This window comes from Sedimentitalea nanhaiensis DSM 24252, assembly GCF_000473225.1.
Taxonomy (GTDB): Bacteria; Pseudomonadota; Alphaproteobacteria; order Rhodobacterales; family Rhodobacteraceae; genus Sedimentitalea; species Sedimentitalea nanhaiensis.
Genome location: NZ_KI421509.1, coordinates 22235 through 46108, shown reverse-complemented (window position 1 = coordinate 46108; position 23874 = coordinate 22235). Strand labels below are relative to the sequence as shown.

The following is a 23874-nucleotide window of genomic DNA, read 5'->3' as shown; positions in this document are numbered from 1 at the left end:
TGATTCCCTCACTTACGGCGCTGCTGCGAGAAAGGATTGCACCGCCTGGCTCAGAATTACGGCGACCACGCCATAAACCGTAAGCCACAGCCGCTTTTCCAGCCGCTCCATCATCTGGTCCAACCGATCCAGGCGGCGCACCAGGTTATCGTGATGGATCTGGCTCACGCGTTCATGAGCGGCCAACCGCAATCCCGGCGCACATTCAAAAGCCTCAAACCTGCGACCGCCGTCATTCATCCGCACCGCCTTCGGGAACCGCTGGCAATCCAAGCAACGCCCGCTTTTCAGCTGTCGTCAAAAAATCAGCTCCCGAAACGCGCGACCACTGTGCATCGCGTTCGGCCGACAGCGCGGGAACCTGATCCAGATCGGGCTTCAACTCCAGTTCATCGCCACTGAACTGTGACAGCCAGTCGCCCAGAGCCGACGCCACCCGCGTCGCCAACGGCAGTACCGTCAACCGATAAAAGGCGCGGTTCGCTTCCTGGTAGTTGGCATAGGTCGCGTCACCCTGGATGCCGATCAGCATCGGCGGCACCCCAAAGGCCAGAGCAATTTCGCGCGCTGCGGATTCCTTGGTTTTCTGGAATTCCATATCGCTGGGCGAGAACCCCATCGGCTTCCAGTCCAGCCCCCCTTCCAGAACCATCGGGCGGCCAGCATTGCGAGCCCCCTGATAGTTTGCCTCGATTTCCTCGGACAAGCGGCGGTACTGGTCGTCGGCCATGGCCCCATGACCATCGGAACTGTTGAAAATCAACGCTCCACTGGGCCGCGCGGCATTGTCCAACAACGCCTTCGACCAACGCGAAGCACTGTTATGCACGTCCACTGCCATTGCTGCCGCCTGCATCGGCGAGAACCCATAGTGGTCATCCTGCGGATGGAACGACTTGATGTGACAGATCGGCGAAACCGCCGTCGTCGCATTGAACCGATGCTTCTTCGCACCAACACTATAGTCATAGGCAATGGGCCAACCATCGGCACCCGGAACCACCTTCATACGATCCGACCGCAGAACGTGCAGTTCCAGCGGCACCCCATCTTCCCCAGCGACCGCCTCGACATAGGCATTGCCGGACAACAGCAATTGACCAAACAGCGCCTCCATCAGTTCGGCGCGCCCCTGGGCGGCGTTGGGCTGCATGATCAACGCCAGCACCGGATGAGTTTCAAAGCGTTGGCAGCGATCCTGCAATACCAGAGGCAATGCCGCTGCCGCTTCCGCAATCAACTTGACCGAACGAAACCCGACCGGGTTCCCCGAAAACCCTGTCCGCGTTAGCGACACCGTATCCCGCGGGCTCCAGGCTACCCGACCCGCGCTGTGATAGGCCACAACCGGCCCTGTCGCGCTTGCCTTGGTCTCCGGCACTTGGGAAGCTGTGCCGCGCCGCAAGAAATCAAATACCATAATCGATGCTCCTATCTGATCATCGCCGCACGCCTGATCCGCGCCGACCGGTCCGTTGCGAACCTTTTGCCTGATGATTGGCAAAATTCGAAAAACCCACCGTACGGTGGTCCGGCAACACCCCCTTACGCGCGGCGCTACAGAGTACGGATTCGAGGACGCCGAAATTGGGCAGCTGGGGCGATCATCAGCTCGTGCAAGGCCCAGACCAACGCGTCAACTCGGTCAGGACTACCCCGACCCTCATAGCCACGTGGGGTTATAAGGCACATCTGTTCTTCCAACTCGGCCAGGCCCTTGGCGTGGCGCACCCGCCCCTGTTCATACAGCGCCGCAACCGGCTCCGCCCTTGCAACCTTGCCTCGCGAAGCATGTACCGCCTTGTACGGCACCAGGGCATCTATCTGACGAACCACTTCCTCGACCAACTGCCCACCCTGATTGACCTCGGCCACCAGCCGTTCTGCCCCATATTGATCCATTGCCGCAATTGCGGCGCGGGCCCATCCCGTGGGTCCAACACCCTGAACCGTACAATCGGCCAGCACATAAGCTCGCCAATCCTGTGGCGGCCCCTGGGTTTGCGCGCCGACCACGACGATACCGCAATCATCTGCACCTGCCCCGGCACTGACGGCGGGGTCCAATGCAACGACCACCCGGTCCAGTTTTGGAATGCTGCTCACGCGCGCAGCCTGCACCATATCCGTCGTCCACAACGCCCCCTCGGCGTCGGCCAACAGCACCCCATCCAGTTCCTGACGCCCCAATCGCGTTCCGGCATAGCGACTGCGCACTTCCTCCAGGAAGCTCTCTGCCAGATTGGCCCGGTTCGCTTCTGTAGGGGCGTGGGTCACCACGGTCGACGGCGATCCCAACAGATCCTTCAACACCCCGACATTGCGCGGCGTCGTCGTCACACAAACCTGCGGCTGCTCTCCGAGCCGCAACGCGAATTGCAACATGTCCCAAGTGTCCTGAGCTCTTTTCCACTTGGCCAGTTCATCAACCCAGGCCGCATCGAACTGCGGTCCCCGCAACCCTTCTGGATCATTGGCCGAAAACGCCTGCGCCTCGGCACCATTGTCCCAGACCAGTTTGCGTTCGGTCGCTTTCCAAGTTGGCACCCGGTCTGGTGGCGAGCAGGCCAGAATTCCGCTTTCGCCCTTGATCATTACATCGCGAACCTGATCGAACGTTTCCGCCACCAATGCCACGCGCTTTTTCTTTCCCGGATCCAGCGGCCGCGCACCTTCAACTTGGCTGCGCACCCATTCTGCCCCAGCCCGGGTTTTGCCCGCGCCTCGTCCCCCCATGATCACCCACGACCGCCAATTTCCCTCGGGCGGCAGTTGATGCTCCAGTGCCCAAAACTCGAAAAGAAAAGGGAGGGCGCAAAGCCCTCCCTCCCCAAGTGAATCCAAAAACTGATCACGTATCGCAACATCTTTTGAGGCGAGCCAATCGGCACCCGATCTCAATCCGAGCGGCGTCCATATCAAGGGCGTATCCGCCTCTAACAATTCCCTCTTGTTTCCTTTGCTGCTCGACAAGGCTCATCTCCACCTTCTGGCAAGCCCCGATCAGCCTTTCGACCGCCGCAACTTGCTTACTACCATCAACAAGATCTGTTTCCTCCCCGGCTGCCAGTTGCTTACGCAGATCTTCTGCCTGCTGACGCAATCTTATGAGCGTCTTTTCGACCGACTGAAACAATTCAGCCGTTCGCAGAATGCGCTCCTCCGGGGTAATCAAAGTCATTTTGCTCATCTACCTCATGCGTTGAACTTCTCCGCACGAGAGAAACGAAAAAACGGCCTACGGGAATTCCCGCGGCCGTTCGCCCACTTCTTCTAGCATGACACAACCTATACGCGAGACCGTTCGCTAAGTCAAGCAAATTCGGAGCGGATAAACCTTCTAACCGTAAGGTATAGTTAAGAAACTCCTAACTTCCGTCCAAGCGGCCCCCGCCGAACAAACGGCACGGCTTCAATTATTGGCCCGATCCGCTTCGATCTCACGCCACTTGGCAACGTTCCGATTGTGCTCCTCCAGCGTGGTGGCGAAAGCATGCCCGCCGGTCCCATCCGCAACAAAAAACACGTAATCCGTATTCGCTGGCGCAACCGCTGCCTCCAGGCTGGCCATTCCGGGATTGGCAATTGGTGTCGGCGGCAAGCCGTTAATCACATAGGTGTTCCACGGCGTTTGGCGACGCAGTTCGCTTTGCCGCAAGCCGCGCCCCAAAATACCTTGCCCCTGGGTGATGCCGTAAATTACCGTCGGATCGGTTTGCAACTTCATACCCTGGTTCAGCCGGTTGATGAACACACTGGCCACTTGCCTGCGCTCCTCGGAAACCCCGGTCTCCTTTTCGATAATCGATGCCAGGATCAGCATTTCCTCGGGGCTGTTCAGCGGCAAACCATCCTGACGGCTTTCCCAGGCGGCGGCGATGCGCAGGGTTTGAACTTCCTGCATCCGCGCAAGCAAGGCACTCCGGTCCGCACCGTCAACCAACTCATAGCTGTCCGGCGCCAACATACCTTCGGCTGGCAAATCCGTCACATCACCGCTCAACACATCCATCGCCTTGACAGCCTCGACCACCTGCCAACTGGTCACACCTTCCGCCAGAGCGATCCGGTACCGCGTGTCAGCTTCAGCACGTTTTTCGGTATAGATGGCAGGAATGTCTTCCCCGGCAGGGTCAAACGCGGCAACCTCGACAAACTGGTTGTTGGCTGGATCCAACTCGCGCACTTGCGCCTCGGTCCGGGTGACCCCAACCCGATATACGATCTCCGTACCGCACGTGCTTGCCCCGCCACGTGTGACCTGCTCGACAATCTGCTCCATCGAGACGCCCGGCCGGACCAGATAACTGCCAGCCTTCAGCAAAGCGGATTTGTCGGCGTAATCCGCGCCCAGTCGGAAGATGGTGCCGTTGGAAACCGCACCCTGTCGCTCCAGATCGCGGCTAACCGCACCCATGTTCGAGCCACGCTCGACCCGCAGACAAATGGCTTGCTCCAACGGGCCTTGTGCCGTGTATTGCGACTGCCCCCAGAGAATGAACCCGACCAGCAGGAAAAGACCCACAATCAGAAATGTCAGCATGTTCGAAGCAAGGCCGCGCCACATCAGTCGGCTTTCCCGAACAGGACACTCGCGTTGGTGCCGCCAAACCCGAATGAATTGGACAAGGCAACGTTGATTTCACGCTCTCGCTTGGCATTCGGGGCCAGATCCACAACCGTATCCACCGCCGGGTTATCCAGATTGATTGTCGGTGGCGCGACCTGATCGCGGATCGCAAGGATCGAGAAAATCGCTTCAATTGCCCCGGCAGCCCCCAATAAATGGCCCGTCATCGACTTGCTTGACGACATGGTGACCTTGGACGCCGCATCGCCCATCATCCGCTCGACAGCAGCCAGTTCGATGGTATCTGCCATCGTACTGGTTCCGTGCGCATTAATGTAATCGATGTCGGCTGGCTCCAGCCCCGCCTGCCTCAGTGCCGCCCGCATCGATCGTTCAGCCCCGTCGCCGGTCTCGGAAGGGGCCGTGATGTGATAGGCATCGCCCGACAGGCCATAGCCCAGAACCTCGGCATAGATCTTGGCTCCGCGAGCCTTGGCATGCTCATATTCCTCCAGCACCACAATGCCTGCGCCCTCGCCCATGACAAACCCGTCACGATCCGCATCATACGGGCGGCTCGCCGCCTGCGGATTGTCTGCGAACTTGGTGCTTAGCGCCTTACACGCGTTGAAACCGGCGATGCCGATCTCGCAAATCGCCGCCTCGGCACCACCCGCGATCATCACATCGGCATCGCCGTGCTGGATAAGCCGCGTGGCGTCGCCGATGGCATGCGCGCCGGTCGAACAGGCCGTCACCACCGCGTGGTTCGGCCCCTTGAACCCAAACCGGATGCTGACTTGGCCCGAAATCAGATTGATCAGTGCACCCGGAATAAAGAACGGCGACACCCGGCGCGGGCCCTTCTGCTTGATCATCACCGCCGTATCGGCAATCGAACTCAGCCCGCCGATCCCCGATCCGATCATCACCCCGGTGCGCAGTCGGTCTTCTTCGTCTTCCGGAGTCCACCCGGCATCGTGCACGGCCATATCAGCCGCCGCGATACCGTAAAGGATGAAATCGTCGATCTTGCGCTGTTCCTTGGGGGCCAGCCAGTCATCGGCATTAAAGGTGCCGTCGCTGCCATCGCCCTGGGGAACTTCGCAGGCATAGGTGGTCGTCACGCCGCTGGCGACCGCATCAAACTGCTTGATCGGGCCTGCACCGGATTGCCCGGCCAGCAATCGCGACCAGCTTTCCTCGACACCACTGGCCAAAGGGGTAATCAGCCCCAGCCCCGTTACGACTACTCTGCGCATGAATTGCCCTCTTGCCAGCCATTTGTTGCGCACCGCTCTTACCCTGCCCCGGTACGCGGGGGCAAGTGCACCCGATACCTGAGGTCAGCGCATTTCCGCAAGTGGTTGGCACATTTTCAACCGTCAAACAGCGTCAAGTATACTACTGGAACTCCGCAACCGGCTCCGGACCGGGCTGCGCTATCGCCAACGCCTGGCTCAGATCAACCGACTTGCGGAACAGGGCCCTCCCCACCAAAGCGCCAGCAATGTTGGGAATATAGGTCAGGCGGGCAATATCATCCGTACTGCGTACGACGCCGCTGGCAATTACCGGCGACCGGGCCTGTGCGGCAAGACCGGCAATCAGCCCAAGCTGCGCTTCGACCTCATCCACGTCACTGTCGACATCCGTTATGATGATTCCGGCCAACGGCACATCCGCGAATGCGGCGATATAATCTTCGGGCTTGAGAGCACTAGCCGACCGCCAGCCTTCGGTCATCACCTGACCGCGCCACACATCCACCGCCAGAACGATCTGGTCGGGATGGTATTTTGCCAACTCCCGAACAGCATCCGGGCTCTGCGATGCCAGCGTACCGATCACGATTCGCCCGGCTCCCTTGTCGATCCACTGCTCTGCGGTATCGCGGCTCCGGACGCCTCCGCCCAATTGCACAGGGATTCCCACGGTGCGAATGATCTCTTCGACCAGATCCCGGTTCTCGTCGCTGCCGACCACGGCGTCAAAGTCGGTCAGATGCATCCACTCGGCACCGGCGGCCGCAAACCCGCGCGCCGTCTCCACCGGATCCACATGCCAGATCGTCGCATTGTCCAGGTGCCCCTTTTCCAGTGACACGCAACGACCGTGCTGAATTTCGATTGTCGGGTAAATCAACATGACCTCTCCCCCCAATGTTGGCCATCTCTATCCGACGCAACATAACACAAACTGTGACCCGACGATTCCATAATCCGCCATTGCCGGTCCCGTTTGCGGCGTCATTTGATCCGGGGCGGACCATTCCGACGCAGCAACATGACCGATTCGCCGCCAATCTCGGTCTGCCGCATCTCGGCATATCCGAGCTCAGCGGCCAGTTTCAGCGATGGCGTGTTCCGCGGGCTTATCTTGGCCACCAACGGGCCCGGGATAACGCGATCGAACCAATCGTGCGCCGCCTCTGCCGCCTCCAGACCCAACCCAGCGCCCTCCGTTTCGGGCGCAAGGATCCACCCTGCCTCGGGAAACGGATCGAAATCCTCTCCCAAGGCCCGCGCCCCAAAGAAAAAGCCGGTTTGCCCGATCACCCGGCGCGTACGCTGTTCGACGACAGCCCACTGACCAAAACCGGTTATCTGCCAATGACCCGCATTGCGCAGAAACGACTCCCACGCTCGGCCCCGGCTCCACGGTTGCCCGCCAATGTGACGTACCACCTCAGGCGTCGCCCATATCTCGGCGAACCTATCAAAATCCTCGGGCCGCATTGCGCGCAGCGTCAGATGCGCAGTGTTGATGTTGGGAATCGCACGGGTCATTGCACCGCTTTATTTGTCCGCCTCGACCGATCAATGACAGCACACAACCGCCGCGATCAACCCATAACGCAACACGCAATAAAAAAACCGGCACTCCCCGCCGGGAAGCGCCGGTCAATACTGTTGTCAGGCGTCGATCAGGAAGCTTCGGAAATGAACTTTACCGCATCGCCAAAGGTCTGGATGGTTTCGGCCGCATCATCCGGAATCTCGATTCCGAACTCTTCTTCAAAGGCCATGACCAGTTCAACCGTGTCCAGGCTGTCTGCGCCCAGATCGTCGATGAACGAAGCGTTCTCGGTCACTTTGTCCTCTTCAACACCCAGGTGTTCCACAACGATCTTCTTCACGCGGTCTGCGACATCGCTCATGTTTATTCCTCATTCCTTTACGGGCTTCTTTGCCCCAGTCTGCCCTTGCCCGCTCGGGGTGGGTTGGTTTCGCCCTCGTCGGGCAGCTCTTTCCCGGAATCCCGGGCAAGACAGTAAAAGGTCATTGCCTAACCTGTCCAAATCTGCGCCGCCTATAGCACAGAGTTGCAAAGAGGCAAACGCTTTCGGCAACGCCCAAACGCCACAGACTGCAGGTTCGAACCGACCGAATTTTTACGTGTTTTACCCCGATGCAAATAATCCGTTCCACGATCCGAAACAAGACCCGTCTGCCCTGGCGGAACCCGACGTCGTCCGCACCGCATTGCATTCATCGTGTCATTTACAGCATTGCCATGCCACCGTTCACATGCAGTGTCGCGCCCGTGACATAGCCCGCCTCGGGGCTCGCCAGATACAGGACAGCGGCTGCAATCTCGTTGGGATCGCCCATCCGCCCGGCCGGGACCTGCTTAAGTATTGCGGACTTCTGGTCATCAACCAGCTTGTCCGTCATCGCAGTTGCAATGAAACCGGGGGCCACAGCGTTAACGGTAATGCCCCGGCTCGCGATCTCGTAGGCCAGACTTTTGGACATGCCAATCATGCCTGCCTTTGACGCTGCATAGTTCGCCTGGCCCGGATTTCCGGTCACACCCACCACCGAACTGATGTTGACGATCCGCCCCCAACGCGCTTTCATCATCCCCCGCATCACGCCCTTGCAAAGCTTGAACGTCGCGGTCAGGTTCACATCCAGAACGCTTTGCCACTCGTCATCCGACATACGCATGAACAGGTTGTCCCGAGTGATACCGGCATTGTTGACCAGAATATCCAACCCTCCCATGGCTTCGGACGCCCGTTTGGGCAAAGCCTCGACCGCCGCCATATCTGACAGGTTGCACGGCACGACATGTGCCCGTTCGCCCAGTTCCGCCGCCAATTCATGCAACGGTTCCAACCGCGTTCCCGACAGGGCAACCGTCGCCCCGGCCCCATGCAGAGCACGGGCGATCGCGGCACCGATACCGCCTGATGCGCCGGTCACCAGCGCGGTCTTTTCCGTCAAATCGAACATCTACAACTCTCCTTGAACCGGTGCCCCGTTTCCCAATCGGAAAACGGCCCGGACTATTCCAGAATTCCGCCGCTTCAGACCAGCGTTTCCATGACGAACTTTACATCCTCGGCCGTTCCGACCGCGCGGCATGTCACAGCACGATCGATCCGCCGCACCATGCCCGACAAAGCCTTTCCGGCCCCGATTTCCCAGGTCTCGTCGACGCCTTGCGCCACCAGATATTCGACGCTTTCACGCCACCTCACGGCACCGGTGATCTGCTTCACCAACAAGTCCCGGATCGTCTCGGGATCCTGAACCGGCTCTGCCAGCACGTTGGCAATGACCGGCACCTTGGGTGCCTCGATCCACACGGTGGCAAGCGCCTCGCCCATCACCTCGGCTGCGGGGGCCATCAACTGGCAATGAAACGGTGCGCTTACGGGCAACATCACCGCCCGCTTCGCACCCCTGGCCTTGGCCAGATCGACCGCGCGTTCGACGGCCTCTTTATGGCCCGACACAACCACCTGCGCCGGATCATTGTCGTTGGCGGCCTCGCAAATCTGGCCCTGCGCCGCTTCGTCGGCCACCGCGCGTACCGCCGCCAGATCCAGCCCCAACACGGCCGCCATCGCGCCGACACCAACCGGAACCGCCTGTTGCATCGCCAGCCCGCGCGTCCGCAACAGCTTGGCGGTATCATGAACGCTCAGCGCGCCCGCCGCAGCCAAAGCCGAATACTCGCCCAACGAATGCCCCGCCACAAAAGCCGCATCCGTCACGTGCACCCCTTCGGCCTCTAGCGCACGCATTGCCGCCAGCGAGGTCGCCATAAGAGCCGGCTGGGCATTCTGTGTCATGGTCAGGGTTTCAATATCACCCTCCCAGATCAGTGTGCTCAACTGCTCGCCCAGCGCCTCGTCGACCTCGTCAAATACCGCCCGGGCCGCCGGATAGGCTTCGGCCAATGCCTGCCCCATCCCGATTGCCTGCGCCCCTTGTCCGGGAAATACAAATGCTCTGCTCATCCTGCGCCTCCGCTTGCCTGCCTCCGGCATAGCCCGCAGCGACATCAGAGGCAACGCCCCCATCATACCTCCGTGTCATCGCTCGGGATCTGTGCCAATCCACGGCGTTGTCAGCGCGCGGATATGGCCTATGGTGCCTCAAACCTACCGGAATGAGCGATGAGCCTCGGAAATACCACTGCACGCTACGGCACCGTCAGCAAAACACTGCACTGGCTGACGGCCGGTCTGATCCTGACCGTCATTCCCCTTGGGCTGATCGCAAATGGCATCGCCGAGGATATTCGCACCCAAGGGATCACCAACACTGCGGCCCAGGCGTCGCAAGCTGCACTCTTGTTTTCACTGCATAAAACGCTCGGACTTACAATCTTTGCGGTGGCGCTTGTCCGTATCGCCTGGGCCGTCAGCCAACCCAAACCCGCCCCGCTGAATCCGGAACGATGGCTGGAAGCTCTAACGGCAAAAACCGTGCACTGGCTGCTTTATGGATCGCTGGTCCTGGTGCCGCTGAGCGGATGGATACACCACGCCGCGACAACCGGGTTTGCACCAATTTGGTGGCCATTCGGCCAATCGTTACCGTTTGTTTCGGTCGATGAAGGCACAGCCGATCTGTTTGCCCGATTGCACCGCCTTCTGGAGCGGGTTTTGCTCGTCGCGCTGGGGCTGCATATCGTTGGGGCATTAAAGCATCACTTTGTCGATCGTGATCCAACCCTGGCACGCATGTGGCCCGGAAATGGCGACGCGGCGATTTCTCCGCAACCGCTGTCGACCAGACACCGCTCCAGCCTGCCGCCAATCATCGCGCTGGCGATCTGGGCCTCCGCGTTGGGGGTTGGATATTTCACAAGCGGGTTCTTTGACTCAAAAACCCACCCCCCCACAGCAGAGGCGTTGGGCGCGGTTCTTTCACAGTGGCAGGTCACAGACGGCACAATCCAAATCACCATCACCCAACTGGGCAGTCCTGTAACGGGCCAGTTCGCGGACTGGACCGCCGCCATCACCTATGACGACATCGACGCACCGGGGCCGGCCGGGTCGGTCAAAGCACAGATTGCCATCGGATCGCTGACGTTGGGGTCGGTTACCGACCAGGCCAAAGGCGCGGATTTTCTTGACGTAGCCAACCACCCCACGGCAACTTTCTCGGCTCGGATCGACAAGACGGCAACTGGCCATCTTGCGGATGGAACCTTGACACTGCGAGGCATTGCCCTGCCACTCACGCTGCCGTTTTTACTTGAAATCGAAGGCGACACGGCCCGTATGACCGGCAGCACTGACATCAACCGCCTGGACTATGGGGTCGGCGAGACCACAGCCGACGAGGCCACGCTCGGGTATGGCGTCCATATCTCTGTTGCCCTGACCGCGCAACGCCAGCCGGTCAGAAACTAGCCAGCGATCATTCAGGGACTTCTTCCCTCAGCTCCGAGTTGATCTCGATGCGGATCTCATCCGACCCGATGGGCACGAACGCCCCCATGCCCCATTCCGAACGACGAATGGTGGTCACGGCCGTCACACCCAGCCAGTTGCCTTGGAACTGGCTAAAAAACCGCCCGACGGGATGTTCGCCAACGTTGTGTACGATAACATCGAATGTCGCCTCCTTGGTCACATCCTTGATGGTCAGGTCGCCCGTGACCTGGACCTTCATCGGTCCGACCTGGCGAAAAGATGTCGAATTGAAGCTGATGGTTGGATAGGTTTCGACGTCAAAAAACGTAGAACTCCACAGATCGTGATTGAACCGTTCGACACCTGTGGCCATGCTTTTGACCGGGATCGTGAAAAATGCGTGCGACTCCGAAACCGAATCCAGCGAAAATTGTAACGATCCATCGACCTCGGTGAATTCCAGCGACTGCTCCGAAAACCCGGCATGGTCCCAATAGGCCCGCACTTCCGTGTGATCAGGGTCGATCTTCCAGGTCTCTGCTGTGACGGTCGTACAAAAGACCGCAATAACTGCCGCAAATGCTGCTGTCTTCATGTCCCGTTTTATTCCTCAAAAACCATAAATTTCGGCGCAGTCTGCGCGAAAGCCGGAACTCCGACAAGCCCGGTCGCAATCCGAACTCTTCGTTCGAACGAAAAATTACTGCAATTGCATTGCCTCGATCGAAATCTCGACCTCGACCTCGTCGCTCACAAACGGCGCAAACAGGCCCAGGTCATAGTCGCTGCGCAAAACCGTAGCGGTGGCACTGACACCTATCGCAGGCTTGCCGCTGAACGGCGGCACCGGGTATTGGTCCGTCATCCCGTCCAACACCGCATCCAGCACCACTTGCCGGGTCACACCGTTGATCGACAATTCTCCGGCAATCAAAGCCGTCTTGGCACCCGTGACCTCGATGCCCGTCGATTGAAAGCTGATCGTCGGATAGGCTTGGATGTCAAAGAAAACACCCGACTTTACAACCTGTTCATACCGTTCCGGCCACCCTGTTTGCAATTTGTCGACCTCAATCGACGTGGCCACGGACGAGTCCGCCGGAGAGTCCGCATCAAACACGATTTGGCCTTCAAATCCGGACAGGATCCAGTAGGTCGTGGAAAAACCCCCGTGCTGATACGAAAACGCCACCTGACTGTGGCTTGGATCCATCGTATAGGTCGCGGGCGCTCCCAAAGCAGAGGTGGCGGTAGCGATGATTGCCATGACAACGCGTGTTGATTTCATATCCCTACGGGCCTCACAAATTGACGTGCATTGTGCTCTTATACGACAAAATGAGGCCGTGCGTGGTCGATGCAATCGCAGAAAAGTCAACATATGTTGCGGAGCAATGAACACACATTGCCGTCCGACCCAGAGTTCAGACGCCGGTACCCCACGCGCGCCCCAACTGCATGCGCAGGGCTCCGCGGGCCTTTGTATCCTGAATAAGCAACCGCATCAGAACAGTGCCATCAGAATCACGCAAATCGACAAATTTCGCAGGCGGTCGCGGCGGGGCGAGCCGGGTCGACTCGCGTTTCCCGTATCCCGGCCTCTCCTTGCTGCTTCGCGCAGTCCGCTCCGGCGGTAACAACCGGACCACCCGGCTGTCACGCGCAGGCTCGGTGGCGCGGGTCTCGCCACTCAGCAAAGACGCGCCACACAGGAAACAGAACACCGTTACACCCAGCTTGAGCAAAAGGAATTCCGATCCGGGCATGCCCGCGTCGATGACCCATACACCAGAGGCGCTCAGGATCAGGGCCGTGCCAACCAGGCGCAGCACTATGGTTTTCAATGGGCAGCCCGGCTCATGGGCATATTTTTCCATGAATTGCCCGCGTTTGACCGCTCGTCCTGTCCTGCCCAGCCTTGCGATAGGTGACTGCCTCGCGCTCATCTGCCTTGCCTCTCGATCCTTTCGCCCGACGGTCAACAGCACTACCTGGAAATGGTTAAGAATACGTCAGACCGCACATGGCGTCCCAAGCAGGCTTGTCCCTTGGATCAAACCGTGTATATGGGGCCATCCCTTCGCAAAGACGTGAACCGCGCAGTCTCTCGTGGCGGGGCCGCGAAAGGGAAATGGCCCCACCTATGAAATGCGCCTTGAAACAAAACAGGAGTCCACATGCCACTCTATGAGCATGTCATGATTGCGCGTCAGGATCTGTCCAACACGCAAGCCGAAGGTCTTATCGAACATTTTGGCGCGGTCCTCACCGACAATGGCGGCAGCCTCGTCGATCACGAGTACTGGGGCGTCAAGACGATGGCCTATAAGATCAACAAGAACCGCAAGGGCCACTATGCCTTTCTGCGCACCGATGCCCCGGCACCCGCAGTGCAGGAAATGGAGCGCCTGATGCGTCTGCACGACGATGTGATGCGGGTTCTGACCATCAAGGTCGACGACCACAAAGAAGGCCCGTCGGTTCAGATGCAGAAACGTGACGAACGTGACAGCCGTCGCGAACGCCGTTGATCTTTAGCTTGAGAAAAGGACTGTAAACCATGGCAGCCAAACCATTTTTCCGCCGCCGCAAAGTCTGCCCCTTCTCGGGCGACAACGCACCGGCTATCGACTACAAAGACACCCGCCTGCTGCAACGCTATATCAGCGAGCGCGGCAAGATCGTCCCCAGCCGCATCACCGCCGTCTCGGCGAAAAAGCAGCGTGAACTGGCCCGCGCCATCAAACGCGCCCGCTTTCTCGCCCTGCTGCCCTATGCCGTGAAATAAGGAGAATTTGACATGCAAGTGATCCTTTTGGAACGCGTCGCCAAGCTGGGCCAGATGGGCGAGGTCGTGGACGTCAAGAACGGCTATGCCCGCAACTTTCTGCTGCCCCAGGGCAAGGCACTGTCGGCGTCAGAAGCCAATATTGCCAACTTCGAAATGCAGAAAGCCCAGTTGGAAGCCCGCAACCTCGAAACCCGCAAGGAAGCCGAGGCTCTGGCCGTAAAGCTCGACGGCCAGCAGTTCATAGTGATTCGCTCGGCGTCGGATTCCGGTTCGCTCTACGGCTCGGTAACACCACGTGACATCTCGGATGCCGCAACCGAAGACGGGTTCACCGTCGACCGCAAGCAGGTGGTGCTGACCGCCCCGATCAAGGAATTGGGCCTGCACACGGTTTCGATCGTTCTGCACCCCGAGGTCGAGGCCGAGATCGCGATCAATGTCGCACGGTCCGTCGAAGAGGCCGAACTGCAGGCATCGGGCAAATCGATTCAGGAACTGGCCGCCGAAGAAGAAGCGGCTGCCGATTTCGAGATCGCGGAGCTGTTTGACGATATCGGAAGCGCCGCGTCTGACGACGACGATCTGGCCGACGCCGCCGGTGTCCAGGCAGATGACGAGGACGACACCTCCAAAGGTTGATCGTCTCGATCCGGAAAATCTAAATCGCGCGGGATACAGTCCCGCGCGATTTTTTGACATCTCGCCAAAAGGCGATGGGCAACGCCTCTTACCGCCACCAGGGACTTTGCACTCCGGCGCATCGGCAATCTGCCGCGCAACATGCGACCACTTGCTTGCCGGGCACGGGTCTCGGGCGCTAGAACGCCATCATCTTTAACAACTACGGAAATGTCATGCTTGCTCTGTCCCGCCGTCGGATGCTGGCGATGATTGCCATGGGCTTGACGACCTCTGCTTGCGCTGCGACGCCTCCCCGCAAAATGGTGTCCAGCGAGCCGCCCTTGTACCCCAATGAAACCCCCGAGCTGCGCAGCCTCATCAACGAATACTCAGAGATGTACGAGATCCCGACATCTCTGGTCCATCGTCTGGCCATCCGCGAAAGCACCCATCGTCCCTGGGCGGTGAACCGCCCTTATTACGGGCTGCTGCAAATCCTGCCGGCCACGGCCCGCTCGATGGGTTTTAAGGGTCAGCCCAAAGACTTGCTGGATGCGGAGACCAACCTGAAATATGCGGGCAAATACCTGCGCGGAGCCTGGCTTCTGGCCGATGGCAGCCAGGACAATGCAGTCAAGCATTATTCCCGCGGCTATTGGCATGAAGCCAAGCGGCGTGGAATGCTGGTGGAAACCGGGTTGGTCAAGCCCAGCGCGTCTTCGTAAGCGCTGACCGCAAATGGCTCAGCCGTCCGTTGTTTCCGCCCTCCCGATCGACGCGCAGACCGCCCCGCCGATCAGTGGCGCGCCCCAGGACACCCACAACTGCGACAGCGCCGGCCCATCCGCGTACAACGCAGGCTTGTGGGGCGGACCGAGTCGAGGAATGCGTTGCTTAAGGGTATTGAGATCAAATGGATTACGGTCAGGTCTGGTCCGATGGCAATGGATGCAAACCCAGTTGACGCTTCGGGCGACGTCGCAACCAGAATGATGATCCGGAAAAGACCGTCGATACGATCTCGATCACACGAGCCGAGAGCCGAGAGCCGAGAGCCGAGAGCATGTCGAATTCTTGCGTTGATGCCCCGCCATATCCGTTACTGCCAAAGATCCCTGCGCCTTGAAAATCGGCAAATCCCGGAAACACAGCCTACGGAACCGCGCTGCCGCACCCACCGAACACCAACCGAAATGAGCCGTAGAATTCGACCATCGGCTTTTTAGGACGCGTCACATCCCCATCCCTTGACGGCGCCTCCGTATCGCAAATGATCACAGCATCTTGGAGCCATGTATGTCTCGGGTTCTCAAGGCGCAGATTTCGCAACAGGCGGTTGGGTCGCTGGAACCCGCTCGATTTTCTTGCATTTCCATCATGTGACCGTGCTAGTCTCGGCGAGTCTCACCCCATTGCAGGAGGCTCTCATGCCGCTCCATCTTGATCGCCGGTCCTTTCTTGCAGGCAGCGCTGGCCTGATCGCGCTGCACCCGTTCTCCGTGTATGCTGCGTCCAACCAGGTGCATTTGCGACTGATGGAAACCACCGACCTGCATGTGCATGTCTTCCCTTACGACTACTATACCGACAAACTGGTGGACACCGTGGGGCTGGCCCGGACCGCGTCGATCATCCGACAGATCCGCGCCGAGGCGACAAACGCATTGTTGCTGGACAATGGCGACTTTCTGCAGGGCAATCCGATGGGCGACTACATCGCCTATGAGCGCGGCATGAAAGAGGGCGACATGCATCCCGTCATCGCGGCGATGAATACCGTCGGCTTTGACGCCTCGACGCTGGGCAATCACGAATTCAACTACGGCCTGGATTTCCTGATGAAATCTCTGGACGGAGCGAATTTTCCGGTGGTCAGTGCCAATGTGGTCAAGACCGCAGGGGCCACTCCGACCGACGATACCACGCTGATTGCGCCCTATGTGATTCTGGATCGCATGGTGACCGATGGCGCGGGCGCGCAACATCCGATCCGCATCGGCGTGATCGGCTTTGTTCCACCGCAAATCATGAACTGGGACCGTCGCCATCTGGAAGGCAACGTGACGACACGGGACATCCTTGAAACCGCCCGTGCCTATGTACCCCAGATCCGCGAACAGGGCGCGGACATCATCATCGCCCTGTCACATTCCGGGATCGGAGCCGCAGATGTAAGCGACGGCATGGAAAACGCCTCGGTTCCGCTGGCCGCAATTGACGGGATCGACGCCGTCATGACCGGACACAGCCATCTGGTGTTCCCATCCTCGACCTATGCCGACTTCGCCGCCGTGGATGCACACGCCGGAACGATCCACGGTAAACCTGCGACCATGGGTGGGTTCTGGGGCAGTCACCTTGGCCTGATCGATTTGGTGCTGGAACGCGACGGTAGCGGCTGGCGCATTGCCCGCCATTCCTCCGAAGCACGCCCGATTTCCAGACGTAACGAAGACCGCTCCTATACCGCATTGGTGCAAAGCGACGCGGCGGTGCTGGCCGCTGTGCAGAAAGAACATGATGAGACGCTTGCCTATGTACGCCGCGCGGTCGGTAAGACGGATGCGCCCCTGCACAGTTACTTTGCGCTGGTGGCCGATGATCCGTCTGTCCAGATCGTGTCGAACGCGCAGACCTGGTACATCCGGCAGATGCTTCAGGGCACGGAATACGAACAATTGCCGATACTTTCCGCTGCCGCACCTTTTAAGGCCGGAGGCCGTGGCGGGCCGGACTATTACACCGACGTGCCCAAGGGGGACGTGGCAATCAAAAACGTCTCAGACCTCTATCTGTACCCCAATACCGCACGGGCGGTTCTGGTGACGGGTGCCCAGGTCAAAGGCTGGCTGGAAAGGTCTGCGGGCATGTTCAACCAGCTCCAGCCGGGAGTAGCCGACCAGATCCTGTTGAACGGCAGTTTTCCGTCCTACAATTTTGATGTGATCGACGGGGTGACCTATCGGATCGACCTTAGTCAACCGTCCATGTTCGACAGCAAGGGCGAGCTGGTCAATCCCGAAACCAATCGCATAACCGACCTGAAATACAAAGGACAACCAATTGACTTTGATCAGAAATTCATCATCGCAACAAACAACTACCGGGCCAGCGGCGGCGGAAAGTTTCCCGGTGCGATGGGGAATTCCATCATTTTCGAAGGCCCCGACACCAACCGCGACGTGATCGTCCGTTACATTGTCGAGCAGGGGACAATCGACCCCAAAGCCGATGCCAACTGGACCTTCAAACCGCTGGATGGCGCGACGGTTCTGTTCGACACCGGCCCCAAGGCGGCCGCCTATATCGATCAGGTGCAGGGGGTGACAATCGAACCTGCCGGCGATGGGCCGGACGGGTTTGCCCGCTTCCGTATCCAATTATAAGATCCCGCTGCCAGGTTCTCCGTCGCCCCTTATTGCGTCGACTCATCGTCGAGGCGAACAATCGAAAACTCATTGTCTGCACGGTTGTTCTAGTGCAGAGTGCAGTGATGTAAGAAAATGAAGTACGAAGACTGCAACATTCATCAAGCGGCAGGGGGGCCGCTCGTGGCAGGCGCAGTTGCAAGCTTCACTGAAGTGGTGAACAGAGGGCTGATATGAATAGGGTAGACAATTTCGTTGGTCAACGTATACGCGCCTGCCGGCGCGCCTTGGGCATGAGCCAGACCGATCTCGGTCAGGCAATCGGCGTGCGATTTCAACAGGTGCAGAAATACGAAACCGGAGCAAATCGCGTCAGCGCGTCGCGTCTCTGGGCAATCGCGGATGTTCTTGGCGTGGATGTCACACAGTTTTTTGAAGGCATCAAGGCGCATGAGGACGGTGGCACCGGCAAGGACGCGACACCGCAAGACAGCATGTCGTTTCTTTCCGACCCGGAAAAACTGGAATTGATCGAACTGTACAACAGCCTGCCACAAGGGCAAAAGAAAGCAGTTCTGGCCTTTATCCGTTCAATGGCGCATACCGAGACTGGCTTGGAGATGACGACCTAGCCGGGGCAGACTTGCACCCGGCACTGAGGACAACGATGTGAAACTGATCGATCTGAGTTCAGTGCAGGATGTAGACCAGCACGCTGATGCGTTTCTGGATGAGTTGTGCCAGATGCTTGGGTTTGACTTCGCATCCTATGCTGCGACCAATCCGATCAGCGGCGATGTGCGCGGCTATGCCAACTACCCCGATGAATGGAAGCTGCACTACACCAAGCGTGGCCTCCATCACGTCGACCCGACCTTGTACAATTCCGCCAAAAGTATTGCGCCCGTGGATTGGGGTCGCTTTGAGCACGACGGAAAATTTACCAAAGTCTTTCGCGATGCCCACGACTTCGGAATCAGTGATCGTGGTTTGACCGTGCCGATACGTGGACCCTATGGCGATTGCGGACTGCTGAGCGTCACCCGAAACTGCAAGCCGACCGAATGGGAAAAGTTGAAGCAGGAGGTCATGGGAGACCTGCAGATATCGGCAGTGCACATACATGACAACGTCATGCAGACCGGCGTTCTGAGCAAGGCATTGTCCACCCCTGCGCTTTCTTCTCGGGAAAAAGAAATCCTTCAATGGGTCGCCGTCGGTAAATCCCAGCAGGACATTGGTGACATCCTGTCAATCTCGCATCGCACTGTCGAAGTCCATCTTCGCTCGGGCCGCGAGAAGCTGGGGGCGTTGTCAACCCCCCAGGCGGTTGGCCGGGCGATCGGCTTGAACCTGATTATGCCGGGTTAACCAACTTCGCCTTTCCATACGGGAATCCCCCAATAGATCAGACTTCCTACATATGTAAATTTGTAGATGGAAAGACGATGGGGAATGGAATGATTATCATTATTGACGAACTTAACAGGCACAAATACACCTCGGTACTCGAGGATATGTACAGGCTCCGCGCACGGGTCTTCCAGGACCGTCTCGGTTGGGAAGTCAACGTACAGGACGGCAAGGAAATCGACGACTTCGACGGTCTCCAACCAACTCATGTGGTCTGCATTGATGACGAAGGGGATGTCGTCGGATGCATGCGGCTGCTGCAAACAACGGGCCCGCATATGCTGGCGGATGTCTTCTACAGCATCCTTGACGGCGAGCCGCCTCTGCGCAGCGCACAGGTCTGGGAAGCAACTCGCTTTTGTGTCGATACGGCAAAACTGTCCGGCGGCAAGACCAGGAATTCGATCTCATATGTCACCAGCGAGGTGATGATCGGAGCCTTTGAATATGCCCAGAAAGCCGGGGTTCTTGACGCGGTCGCCGTGATCGATCCGGTGATGAACCGGGTCCTTAAACGATCCGGAAATGCGCCCTATGACTATCTCGGCACGGCCAAACCTATGGGCAAGGTCACCGCGATGGCCGCGCTGATGGATTGCTCGGACGAAAGGATCGAGAGCATCCGCGAATTCTCGGATATTCGTCACGATGTATTTGCATCTGAGGAAGAGGTGCGGCAACGCCGCGCCAAACGGGAATTGCGCAAACAAAAGGACAGCGACCAGCCGACCGGCGATCTGCACGATTATTTCGAACAGCAACTGCGCGATGCCAATGATGCAGAAGAGGTCGCCGCCGTTAAGCGCTTGATCCAGGCCGTCGCCGATCAGCTTCCTGGCGACCTGTAGAAAACCGACCGTCGGCTGAATTGAGCCAGAATACCAAACACCACTCAACCAAACGACCCTCTACCCAAAAGAAAAGAGCCGCCCTACGGGGCGGCTCTTAACATTTGGCGGGTCTTCGCCAGGTGGGAACCACGCTGGCGAAGGCCCGCGGACTTATTCGTCTTCCATCGCCTCAACGGCTTTTTGCAGGTCGTCCTTGTTGGCTTCCTTGTCGGAAATGTCAGCCAACTCGAAAATGTAGTCCACGACCTTGTCTTCAAACAGCGGGGCGCGCAGTTGCTGTTGCATCTGCTGATTCTGCTGCACGAACTCAAAGAACTGGCGTTCCTGGCCCGGATACTGACGCGCCTGGTTCATGATGGCCTGGGTCATCTCGGCATCGCTGACCTCGACCTCGGATTTCTGTCCGAGATCCGCCAACAGCAGCCCCAGCCGCACGCGCCGTTCGGCCAGTTTCTTGTGTTCCTCAGTCGTTTCGATCTCAGGATGATCATGCCCTTCAACATCCGGGTTCTCGTCATGCCACAGCTGATGCGCGATCTGACCGGCCTCGGCATCCACCAGACTGGGCGGCAGATCAAAGCTGACCATCTTGTCCAATTCGTCCAGCAGGGCCCGCTTCATCACCGCACGGGCCGCACCGGAATACTCCGCTTCCAGCCGTTCACCGATTTGGGTCTTCAGCGCAGCCAGATCTTCGGCACCGAATTTCTTGGCCAGTTCATCATCGAGCTTGGCGGCAACGGGTTTTTTGACTTCCTTGATCGTGCAGTCGAATACCGCTTCCTTGCCAGCCAGCTGATCGGCTTGGTAATCCTCGGGGAAATTGACCGTAACGACCTTTTCCTCTTCGGCCTTCACACCGATCAATTGCTCTTCGAAGCCGGGGATAAAGCTGTTTGAACCCAGCACCAGCGGATAATCCTCGGCCGAACCGCCTTCGAACGCCTCGCCGTCGACCTTGCCGACAAAATCCATCACGATCTGATCGCCGTCCTGGGCTTTGGTGCCTTTTTTGCGGGCTTCGTAATCCTGCGCCGTTTCGGCGAGATTCCCCAAGGCTTCCTCGATATCGGCTTCGCTGGCTTTGACCACCAGCTTTTCCAGGCTGATCGATTTCAGATCCACCTCGGGAATGGCAGGCAGGGCCTCATAGGACAGGGCCACCTCGACATCGTCGCCCTCTTTCCAGTCCTCGTTGGTCATCTTGACCTCGGGCTGCAGCGCCGGGCGATCGCCGCTGTCCTCGAAATGTTTGCTCATGGCTCCGTCGATGCTTTCCTGCATCGCTTCGCCCATCAGACGCTGGCCGAACTGCTTTTTCAGCAATGGCATTGGCACCTTGCCCTTGCGAAAACCCTTCATCTCGATTTCAGGCTGGGCTTCGGCCAGTTTCTCGCTAACCTTGCTTTCAAGTTCAGCCGCAGTGACGGTGATCGCGTATCCGCGTTTCAGACCTTCGTTCAGTGTCTCGGTGACCTGCATCAGATATCCCCATAGGTTCATGCGTACGCCGGCTGCGCACGGTGCAAATTTGTGGCCTTCTATTGGGCGGCGCGGCCTGGTGCAAGGGGCATTGGCTCCGGAAGGCCCGGCATTGTCCGTCCAGTGCGAAAAAGGTGCCCTGAAAGGCACCTTTATGCGAGAGACCAACCAGTGATACCCTTAGAACTTCCAGCGTGTGCCGAAAAAGATGGACGAGGCATCCTGATAGTCCGCGGCGGCATCCGTCAGCTCGTAAGTGCGATATCCCAGATAGATCTCGGCATTGATATCGTCGATATGCTGCACGGCTCCAAACCCGAATGCATCGGACCTTGAGCCTTGGATGCTCCGGTCCCAGCCGCGATAATAGTCTATGGATAACGCGGTCTTGCCGAACGACAGCCAATGTCCCTGATACCCCAGCTTGCCGTAGGCATAGTGCCCCTGTTCCGAGCGCCGCCCCGACGCAACTGTCACGCTGGTCCCTGACGAATGCAACACGCTGAACGAACCGATGGTATCTGAGAAATCTTCCGCTCCTTCCGGGTCGGTCCGCGCATAGGCCAACGCGCCCGCCATCTTGAAGTCGCCGATTTCACCGGCATAGTTTATCGCGATGCTGGCAGAATCCAGATCGACGTTCTCGGCCAGGATCTCGGTCCCGTAAGAAGCAGATATACTGAAACCGCTGAAAACCGGTGTGTCATAACGGATCCGGCCCAGACGGCCACCGTCGAAATCACCGAATACATCACCGATCTGCCAATTTGACAGGTTGCCACCAGTTTCGCGAAAGCTGAAGGCCCCGGCGGTGTCGGGAATCGAAACATATGTCGCCAGCGTCGTTCCCGAAAGATCGACCTCGGCGGCACCATCTGCGGCCATGCTGCCCTGCCCAGCCGAAAACACCCCGTAGCGTTCGGTTTTCAGGCTGAAATCGATCTTGCGGATATTGACCCGCTGCCAATTCAGCGCATCCGCCTCGAATGTCTGCGACACGGAGGACGACGGGCGCAGCCCCAATCCGGTTTCGAAGTTGAACGTGAACGTGTTCTCTCCAAAGGCCTGCCGTACCCACAGCCCGATCCGGCTGTTGGAATGCGTACTGTCTGTAAGCGCGTCGGTGGTTTCCTGGCCGTCGTCAAAAGACAGATACGCCGGGTTGAGCTGGCCATAGAGTTCAACGCTACCGCCGGTATCGTTTTGATATTTCAACTCCGCTGAGGCCGAAGTCGCAATGACGGCAAGCGCCGCGCAGAATGGGAGAGAGTAAGACGTCATGTCTGAAAACTCGCTTTCTTGTTCGTAGGGAGATTGGATAACATCGGAATCGTTAACGCGCTACACGGTAGCCTTGACCACACATAAAACGGCAGGCTCAAGTGTAACGACACGTCGCAGACGGATCAGAACCGGTAGCGCATCCCGAACCGTAGCGCCTGTACATCATTAAAAGGTACCATAGATGGGTTCAAAAAGCTGTAGTGACGATACCCCAGATATATCTCGAGATCCTCATCTTTCAGCGGCTGGACGGCACCGATGCCCCAGGCCGCCGACCTGGATCCACGCGCATTAATATCGGTCGCACAATTGTAACCGGCCCAAAACGCCGTTGTCCCGGCGTCGACAATCCCAGCCAGATATCCCAGCTTGTAGTAGCTGTGGTTGCCGCCGTGACTGGATACCCCAGTGGACACTGTAAAGCCCGGCCCGGTCGGTTTGTGCGGAACCGACAGGTCGGGCGCGTCGCACCGTTCGTTGCCAACGGGCCATGCCGAAAAGTGAAACCCGCCCCTCCAGGCAATTCCCTGACGCCATCCACCATGCGAATATCGGTCCGGTTGCATTCGATCAGCAGCTCTTGCGCCAACTGTTCGAACCCAGTTGATTTCCGAATTCCGAACCCGGTTTCAAAGCGGAGCTGTAACCGCTTGGAAAACGGCGGCAGACCCGGACGAATCGGGGGCTCTTAGATAAATCCGATCCGACCGTCCAACTTTATCCTCGATGGCCGCAGCAGAGCTTCGGGATCACAACAGCGAATGCCAGGGCCCGCGCCAAATTCAATCTGTTCTCAAGTCTCAAAGCGAGTACTGCATCGGTCGTTCCTG

At 58.5% G+C, this 23874-nt stretch carries 26 protein-coding genes; 9 read left to right on the top strand and 17 right to left on the bottom strand.

Annotated features, from left to right (window positions below; translation table 11 throughout):
- Nucleotides 1–12: 12 nt before the first annotated feature.
- From NANH_RS0101740 to fabD, 11 genes are all read right to left on the bottom strand, one after another.
- Nucleotides 13–240, bottom strand: a complete 228-nt coding sequence (locus tag NANH_RS0101740) for a GTA head formation protein, RCAP_rcc01685 family (protein WP_027260488.1) — start codon at nt 238–240, stop codon at nt 13–15.
- Complete coding sequence (locus NANH_RS0101735; protein WP_027260487.1) at nt 233–1420, bottom strand: phage portal protein; 1188 nt, start codon at nt 1418–1420, stop codon at nt 233–235. Before NANH_RS0101735 ends, NANH_RS0101740 begins: the two co-directional genes overlap by 8 nt.
- 137 nt (nt 1421–1557) lie before the next feature.
- On the bottom strand, nt 1558–2901 hold the full coding sequence (locus NANH_RS0101730) for a terminase large subunit domain-containing protein (protein ID WP_175543399.1): 1344 nt from the start codon (nt 2899–2901) through the stop codon (nt 1558–1560).
- Nucleotides 2852–3190 carry a hypothetical protein gene (locus NANH_RS0101725; RefSeq protein ID WP_245601371.1) on the bottom strand — a complete coding sequence of 113 codons (339 nt, stop codon included), beginning with the start codon at nt 3188–3190 and terminating at the stop codon, nt 2852–2854. Before NANH_RS0101725 ends, NANH_RS0101730 begins: the two co-directional genes overlap by 50 nt.
- Before the next feature lie 222 nt (nt 3191–3412).
- Nucleotides 3413–4567 carry an endolytic transglycosylase MltG gene (mltG, locus tag NANH_RS0101720; RefSeq protein ID WP_027260484.1) on the bottom strand — a complete coding sequence of 385 codons (1155 nt, stop codon included), beginning with the start codon at nt 4565–4567 and terminating at the stop codon, nt 3413–3415.
- A complete protein-coding gene (fabF, locus tag NANH_RS0101715; protein WP_027260483.1) occupies nt 4567–5832 on the bottom strand; it encodes a beta-ketoacyl-ACP synthase II in 1266 nt (421 codons plus the stop codon). The genes mltG and fabF overlap by 1 nt, the downstream gene beginning before the upstream one ends.
- 142 nt (nt 5833–5974) lie before the next feature.
- The gene (locus NANH_RS0101710) at nt 5975–6718 is read right to left on the bottom strand and encodes a 1-(5-phosphoribosyl)-5-[(5-phosphoribosylamino)methylideneamino]imidazole-4-carboxamide isomerase (RefSeq protein WP_027260482.1); all 744 of its coding nucleotides are present in this window, start codon (nt 6716–6718) and stop codon (nt 5975–5977) included.
- Between the two features lie 101 nt (nt 6719–6819).
- Entirely contained in the window at nt 6820–7359 is a 540-nt protein-coding gene (locus NANH_RS0101705; protein WP_027260481.1) for a GNAT family N-acetyltransferase, read from the bottom strand.
- Nucleotides 7360–7496: 137 nt separating this feature from the next.
- Nucleotides 7497–7730, bottom strand: coding sequence for an acyl carrier protein (locus NANH_RS0101700; RefSeq protein ID WP_005982462.1), 234 nt, complete (start codon nt 7728–7730; stop codon nt 7497–7499).
- A gap of 343 nt (nt 7731–8073) precedes the next feature.
- Nucleotides 8074–8811: a 3-oxoacyl-ACP reductase FabG gene (fabG, locus tag NANH_RS0101695; RefSeq protein ID WP_027260480.1), complete on the bottom strand. Its 738-nt coding sequence runs from the start codon at nt 8809–8811 to the stop codon at nt 8074–8076.
- Between the two features lie 74 nt (nt 8812–8885).
- Nucleotides 8886–9824, bottom strand: coding sequence for an ACP S-malonyltransferase (gene fabD / locus NANH_RS0101690; RefSeq protein ID WP_027260479.1), 939 nt, complete (start codon nt 9822–9824; stop codon nt 8886–8888).
- Between the two features lie 159 nt (nt 9825–9983).
- Between fabD and NANH_RS0101685 the strand changes: the two genes are divergently transcribed.
- The gene (locus NANH_RS0101685) at nt 9984–11231 is read left to right on the top strand and encodes a cytochrome b/b6 domain-containing protein (protein WP_027260478.1); all 1248 of its coding nucleotides are present in this window, start codon (nt 9984–9986) and stop codon (nt 11229–11231) included.
- A gap of 7 nt (nt 11232–11238) precedes the next feature.
- Here the strand turns inward: NANH_RS0101685 and NANH_RS0101680 are convergent, their stop codons facing one another.
- From NANH_RS0101680 to NANH_RS0101670, 3 genes are all read right to left on the bottom strand, one after another.
- A complete protein-coding gene (locus NANH_RS0101680) occupies nt 11239–11829 on the bottom strand; it encodes a YceI family protein (protein WP_036049257.1) in 591 nt (196 codons plus the stop codon).
- A 105-nt stretch (nt 11830–11934) separates the two neighbouring features.
- Nucleotides 11935–12501: a YceI family protein gene (locus tag NANH_RS0101675; protein ID WP_322786775.1), complete on the bottom strand. Its 567-nt coding sequence runs from the start codon at nt 12499–12501 to the stop codon at nt 11935–11937.
- Between the two features lie 157 nt (nt 12502–12658).
- Nucleotides 12659–13180 (bottom strand): hypothetical protein, encoded by a 522-nt coding sequence (locus tag NANH_RS0101670; protein WP_139236265.1) that lies wholly within the window; start codon nt 13178–13180, stop codon nt 12659–12661.
- A gap of 231 nt (nt 13181–13411) precedes the next feature.
- Here NANH_RS0101670 and rpsF point away from each other — a divergent pair, with 231 nt between their 5' ends.
- The 8 genes from rpsF (at nt 13412) to NANH_RS0101630 (ending at nt 20275) form a co-directional block, all read left to right on the top strand.
- Nucleotides 13412–13765, top strand: coding sequence for a 30S ribosomal protein S6 (rpsF, locus tag NANH_RS0101665; protein WP_027260474.1), 354 nt, complete (start codon nt 13412–13414; stop codon nt 13763–13765).
- Nucleotides 13766–13794: 29 nt separating this feature from the next.
- Complete coding sequence (rpsR, locus tag NANH_RS0101660; protein ID WP_005852865.1) at nt 13795–14022, top strand: 30S ribosomal protein S18; 228 nt, start codon at nt 13795–13797, stop codon at nt 14020–14022.
- Between the two features lie 12 nt (nt 14023–14034).
- Entirely contained in the window at nt 14035–14664 is a 630-nt protein-coding gene (gene rplI / locus NANH_RS0101655) for a 50S ribosomal protein L9 (protein WP_027260473.1), read from the top strand.
- Nucleotides 14665–14921: 257 nt separating this feature from the next.
- The gene (locus NANH_RS0101650) at nt 14922–15371 is read left to right on the top strand and encodes a lytic transglycosylase domain-containing protein (protein WP_245601510.1); all 450 of its coding nucleotides are present in this window, start codon (nt 14922–14924) and stop codon (nt 15369–15371) included.
- Between the two features lie 702 nt (nt 15372–16073).
- A complete protein-coding gene (locus NANH_RS0101645) occupies nt 16074–18032 on the top strand; it encodes a bifunctional 2',3'-cyclic-nucleotide 2'-phosphodiesterase/3'-nucleotidase (RefSeq protein ID WP_027260471.1) in 1959 nt (652 codons plus the stop codon).
- 215 nt (nt 18033–18247) lie between these two features.
- Nucleotides 18248–18646 carry a helix-turn-helix domain-containing protein gene (locus tag NANH_RS25155; protein ID WP_074920520.1) on the top strand — a complete coding sequence of 133 codons (399 nt, stop codon included), beginning with the start codon at nt 18248–18250 and terminating at the stop codon, nt 18644–18646.
- A 37-nt stretch (nt 18647–18683) separates the two neighbouring features.
- Nucleotides 18684–19385 carry an autoinducer binding domain-containing protein gene (locus NANH_RS0101635; protein WP_027260470.1) on the top strand — a complete coding sequence of 234 codons (702 nt, stop codon included), beginning with the start codon at nt 18684–18686 and terminating at the stop codon, nt 19383–19385.
- 89 nt (nt 19386–19474) lie between these two features.
- Nucleotides 19475–20275: an acyl-homoserine-lactone synthase gene (locus NANH_RS0101630; RefSeq protein ID WP_027260469.1), complete on the top strand. Its 801-nt coding sequence runs from the start codon at nt 19475–19477 to the stop codon at nt 20273–20275.
- Between the two features lie 153 nt (nt 20276–20428).
- Here the strand turns inward: NANH_RS0101630 and tig are convergent, their stop codons facing one another.
- From tig to NANH_RS0101615, 3 genes are all read right to left on the bottom strand, one after another.
- The gene (gene tig / locus NANH_RS0101625) at nt 20429–21760 is read right to left on the bottom strand and encodes a trigger factor (RefSeq protein WP_027260468.1); all 1332 of its coding nucleotides are present in this window, start codon (nt 21758–21760) and stop codon (nt 20429–20431) included.
- 180 nt (nt 21761–21940) lie between these two features.
- Nucleotides 21941–23041 carry a porin family protein gene (locus NANH_RS0101620; protein ID WP_027260467.1) on the bottom strand — a complete coding sequence of 367 codons (1101 nt, stop codon included), beginning with the start codon at nt 23039–23041 and terminating at the stop codon, nt 21941–21943.
- Nucleotides 23042–23166: 125 nt separating this feature from the next.
- On the bottom strand, nt 23167–23610 hold the full coding sequence (locus NANH_RS0101615) for a hypothetical protein (RefSeq protein ID WP_027260466.1): 444 nt from the start codon (nt 23608–23610) through the stop codon (nt 23167–23169).
- Nucleotides 23611–23874: the final 264 nt, after the last annotated feature.

Excerpts from the sequence above, each read along its gene's own strand:
- NANH_RS0101740 (WP_027260488.1), bottom strand. The coding sequence starts at position 240 with ATGAATGACGGCGGTCGCAGGTTTGAGGCTTTTGAATGTGCGCCGGGA.
- NANH_RS0101735 (WP_027260487.1), bottom strand. The coding sequence starts at position 1,420 with ATGGTATTTGATTTCTTGCGGCGCGGCACAGCTTCCCAAGTGCCGGAG.
- NANH_RS0101725 (WP_245601371.1), bottom strand. The coding sequence starts at position 3,190 with ATGAGCAAAATGACTTTGATTACCCCGGAGGAGCGCATTCTGCGAACG.
- mltG (WP_027260484.1), bottom strand. The coding sequence starts at position 4,567 with ATGTGGCGCGGCCTTGCTTCGAACATGCTGACATTTCTGATTGTGGGT.
- fabF (WP_027260483.1), bottom strand. The coding sequence starts at position 5,832 with ATGCGCAGAGTAGTCGTAACGGGGCTGGGGCTGATTACCCCTTTGGCC.
- NANH_RS0101710 (WP_027260482.1), bottom strand. The coding sequence starts at position 6,718 with ATGTTGATTTACCCGACAATCGAAATTCAGCACGGTCGTTGCGTGTCA.
- NANH_RS0101705 (WP_027260481.1), bottom strand. The coding sequence starts at position 7,359 with ATGACCCGTGCGATTCCCAACATCAACACTGCGCATCTGACGCTGCGC.
- NANH_RS0101700 (WP_005982462.1), bottom strand. The coding sequence starts at position 7,730 with ATGAGCGATGTCGCAGACCGCGTGAAGAAGATCGTTGTGGAACACCTG.
- fabG (WP_027260480.1), bottom strand. The coding sequence starts at position 8,811 with ATGTTCGATTTGACGGAAAAGACCGCGCTGGTGACCGGCGCATCAGGC.
- fabD (WP_027260479.1), bottom strand. The coding sequence starts at position 9,824 with ATGAGCAGAGCATTTGTATTTCCCGGACAAGGGGCGCAGGCAATCGGG.
- NANH_RS0101685 (WP_027260478.1), top strand. The coding sequence starts at position 9,984 with ATGAGCCTCGGAAATACCACTGCACGCTACGGCACCGTCAGCAAAACA.
- NANH_RS0101680 (WP_036049257.1), bottom strand. The coding sequence starts at position 11,829 with ATGAAGACAGCAGCATTTGCGGCAGTTATTGCGGTCTTTTGTACGACC.
- NANH_RS0101675 (WP_322786775.1), bottom strand. The coding sequence starts at position 12,501 with ATGGCAATCATCGCTACCGCCACCTCTGCTTTGGGAGCGCCCGCGACC.
- NANH_RS0101670 (WP_139236265.1), bottom strand. The coding sequence starts at position 13,180 with ATGAGCGCGAGGCAGTCACCTATCGCAAGGCTGGGCAGGACAGGACGA.
- rpsF (WP_027260474.1), top strand. The coding sequence starts at position 13,412 with ATGCCACTCTATGAGCATGTCATGATTGCGCGTCAGGATCTGTCCAAC.
- rpsR (WP_005852865.1), top strand. The coding sequence starts at position 13,795 with ATGGCAGCCAAACCATTTTTCCGCCGCCGCAAAGTCTGCCCCTTCTCG.
- rplI (WP_027260473.1), top strand. The coding sequence starts at position 14,035 with ATGCAAGTGATCCTTTTGGAACGCGTCGCCAAGCTGGGCCAGATGGGC.
- NANH_RS0101650 (WP_245601510.1), top strand. The coding sequence starts at position 14,922 with ATGGGCTTGACGACCTCTGCTTGCGCTGCGACGCCTCCCCGCAAAATG.
- NANH_RS0101645 (WP_027260471.1), top strand. The coding sequence starts at position 16,074 with ATGCCGCTCCATCTTGATCGCCGGTCCTTTCTTGCAGGCAGCGCTGGC.
- NANH_RS25155 (WP_074920520.1), top strand. The coding sequence starts at position 18,248 with ATGAATAGGGTAGACAATTTCGTTGGTCAACGTATACGCGCCTGCCGG.
- NANH_RS0101630 (WP_027260469.1), top strand. The coding sequence starts at position 19,475 with ATGATTATCATTATTGACGAACTTAACAGGCACAAATACACCTCGGTA.
- tig (WP_027260468.1), bottom strand. The coding sequence starts at position 21,760 with ATGCAGGTCACCGAGACACTGAACGAAGGTCTGAAACGCGGATACGCG.
- NANH_RS0101620 (WP_027260467.1), bottom strand. The coding sequence starts at position 23,041 with ATGACGTCTTACTCTCTCCCATTCTGCGCGGCGCTTGCCGTCATTGCG.
- NANH_RS0101615 (WP_027260466.1), bottom strand. The coding sequence starts at position 23,610 with ATGCAACCGGACCGATATTCGCATGGTGGATGGCGTCAGGGAATTGCC.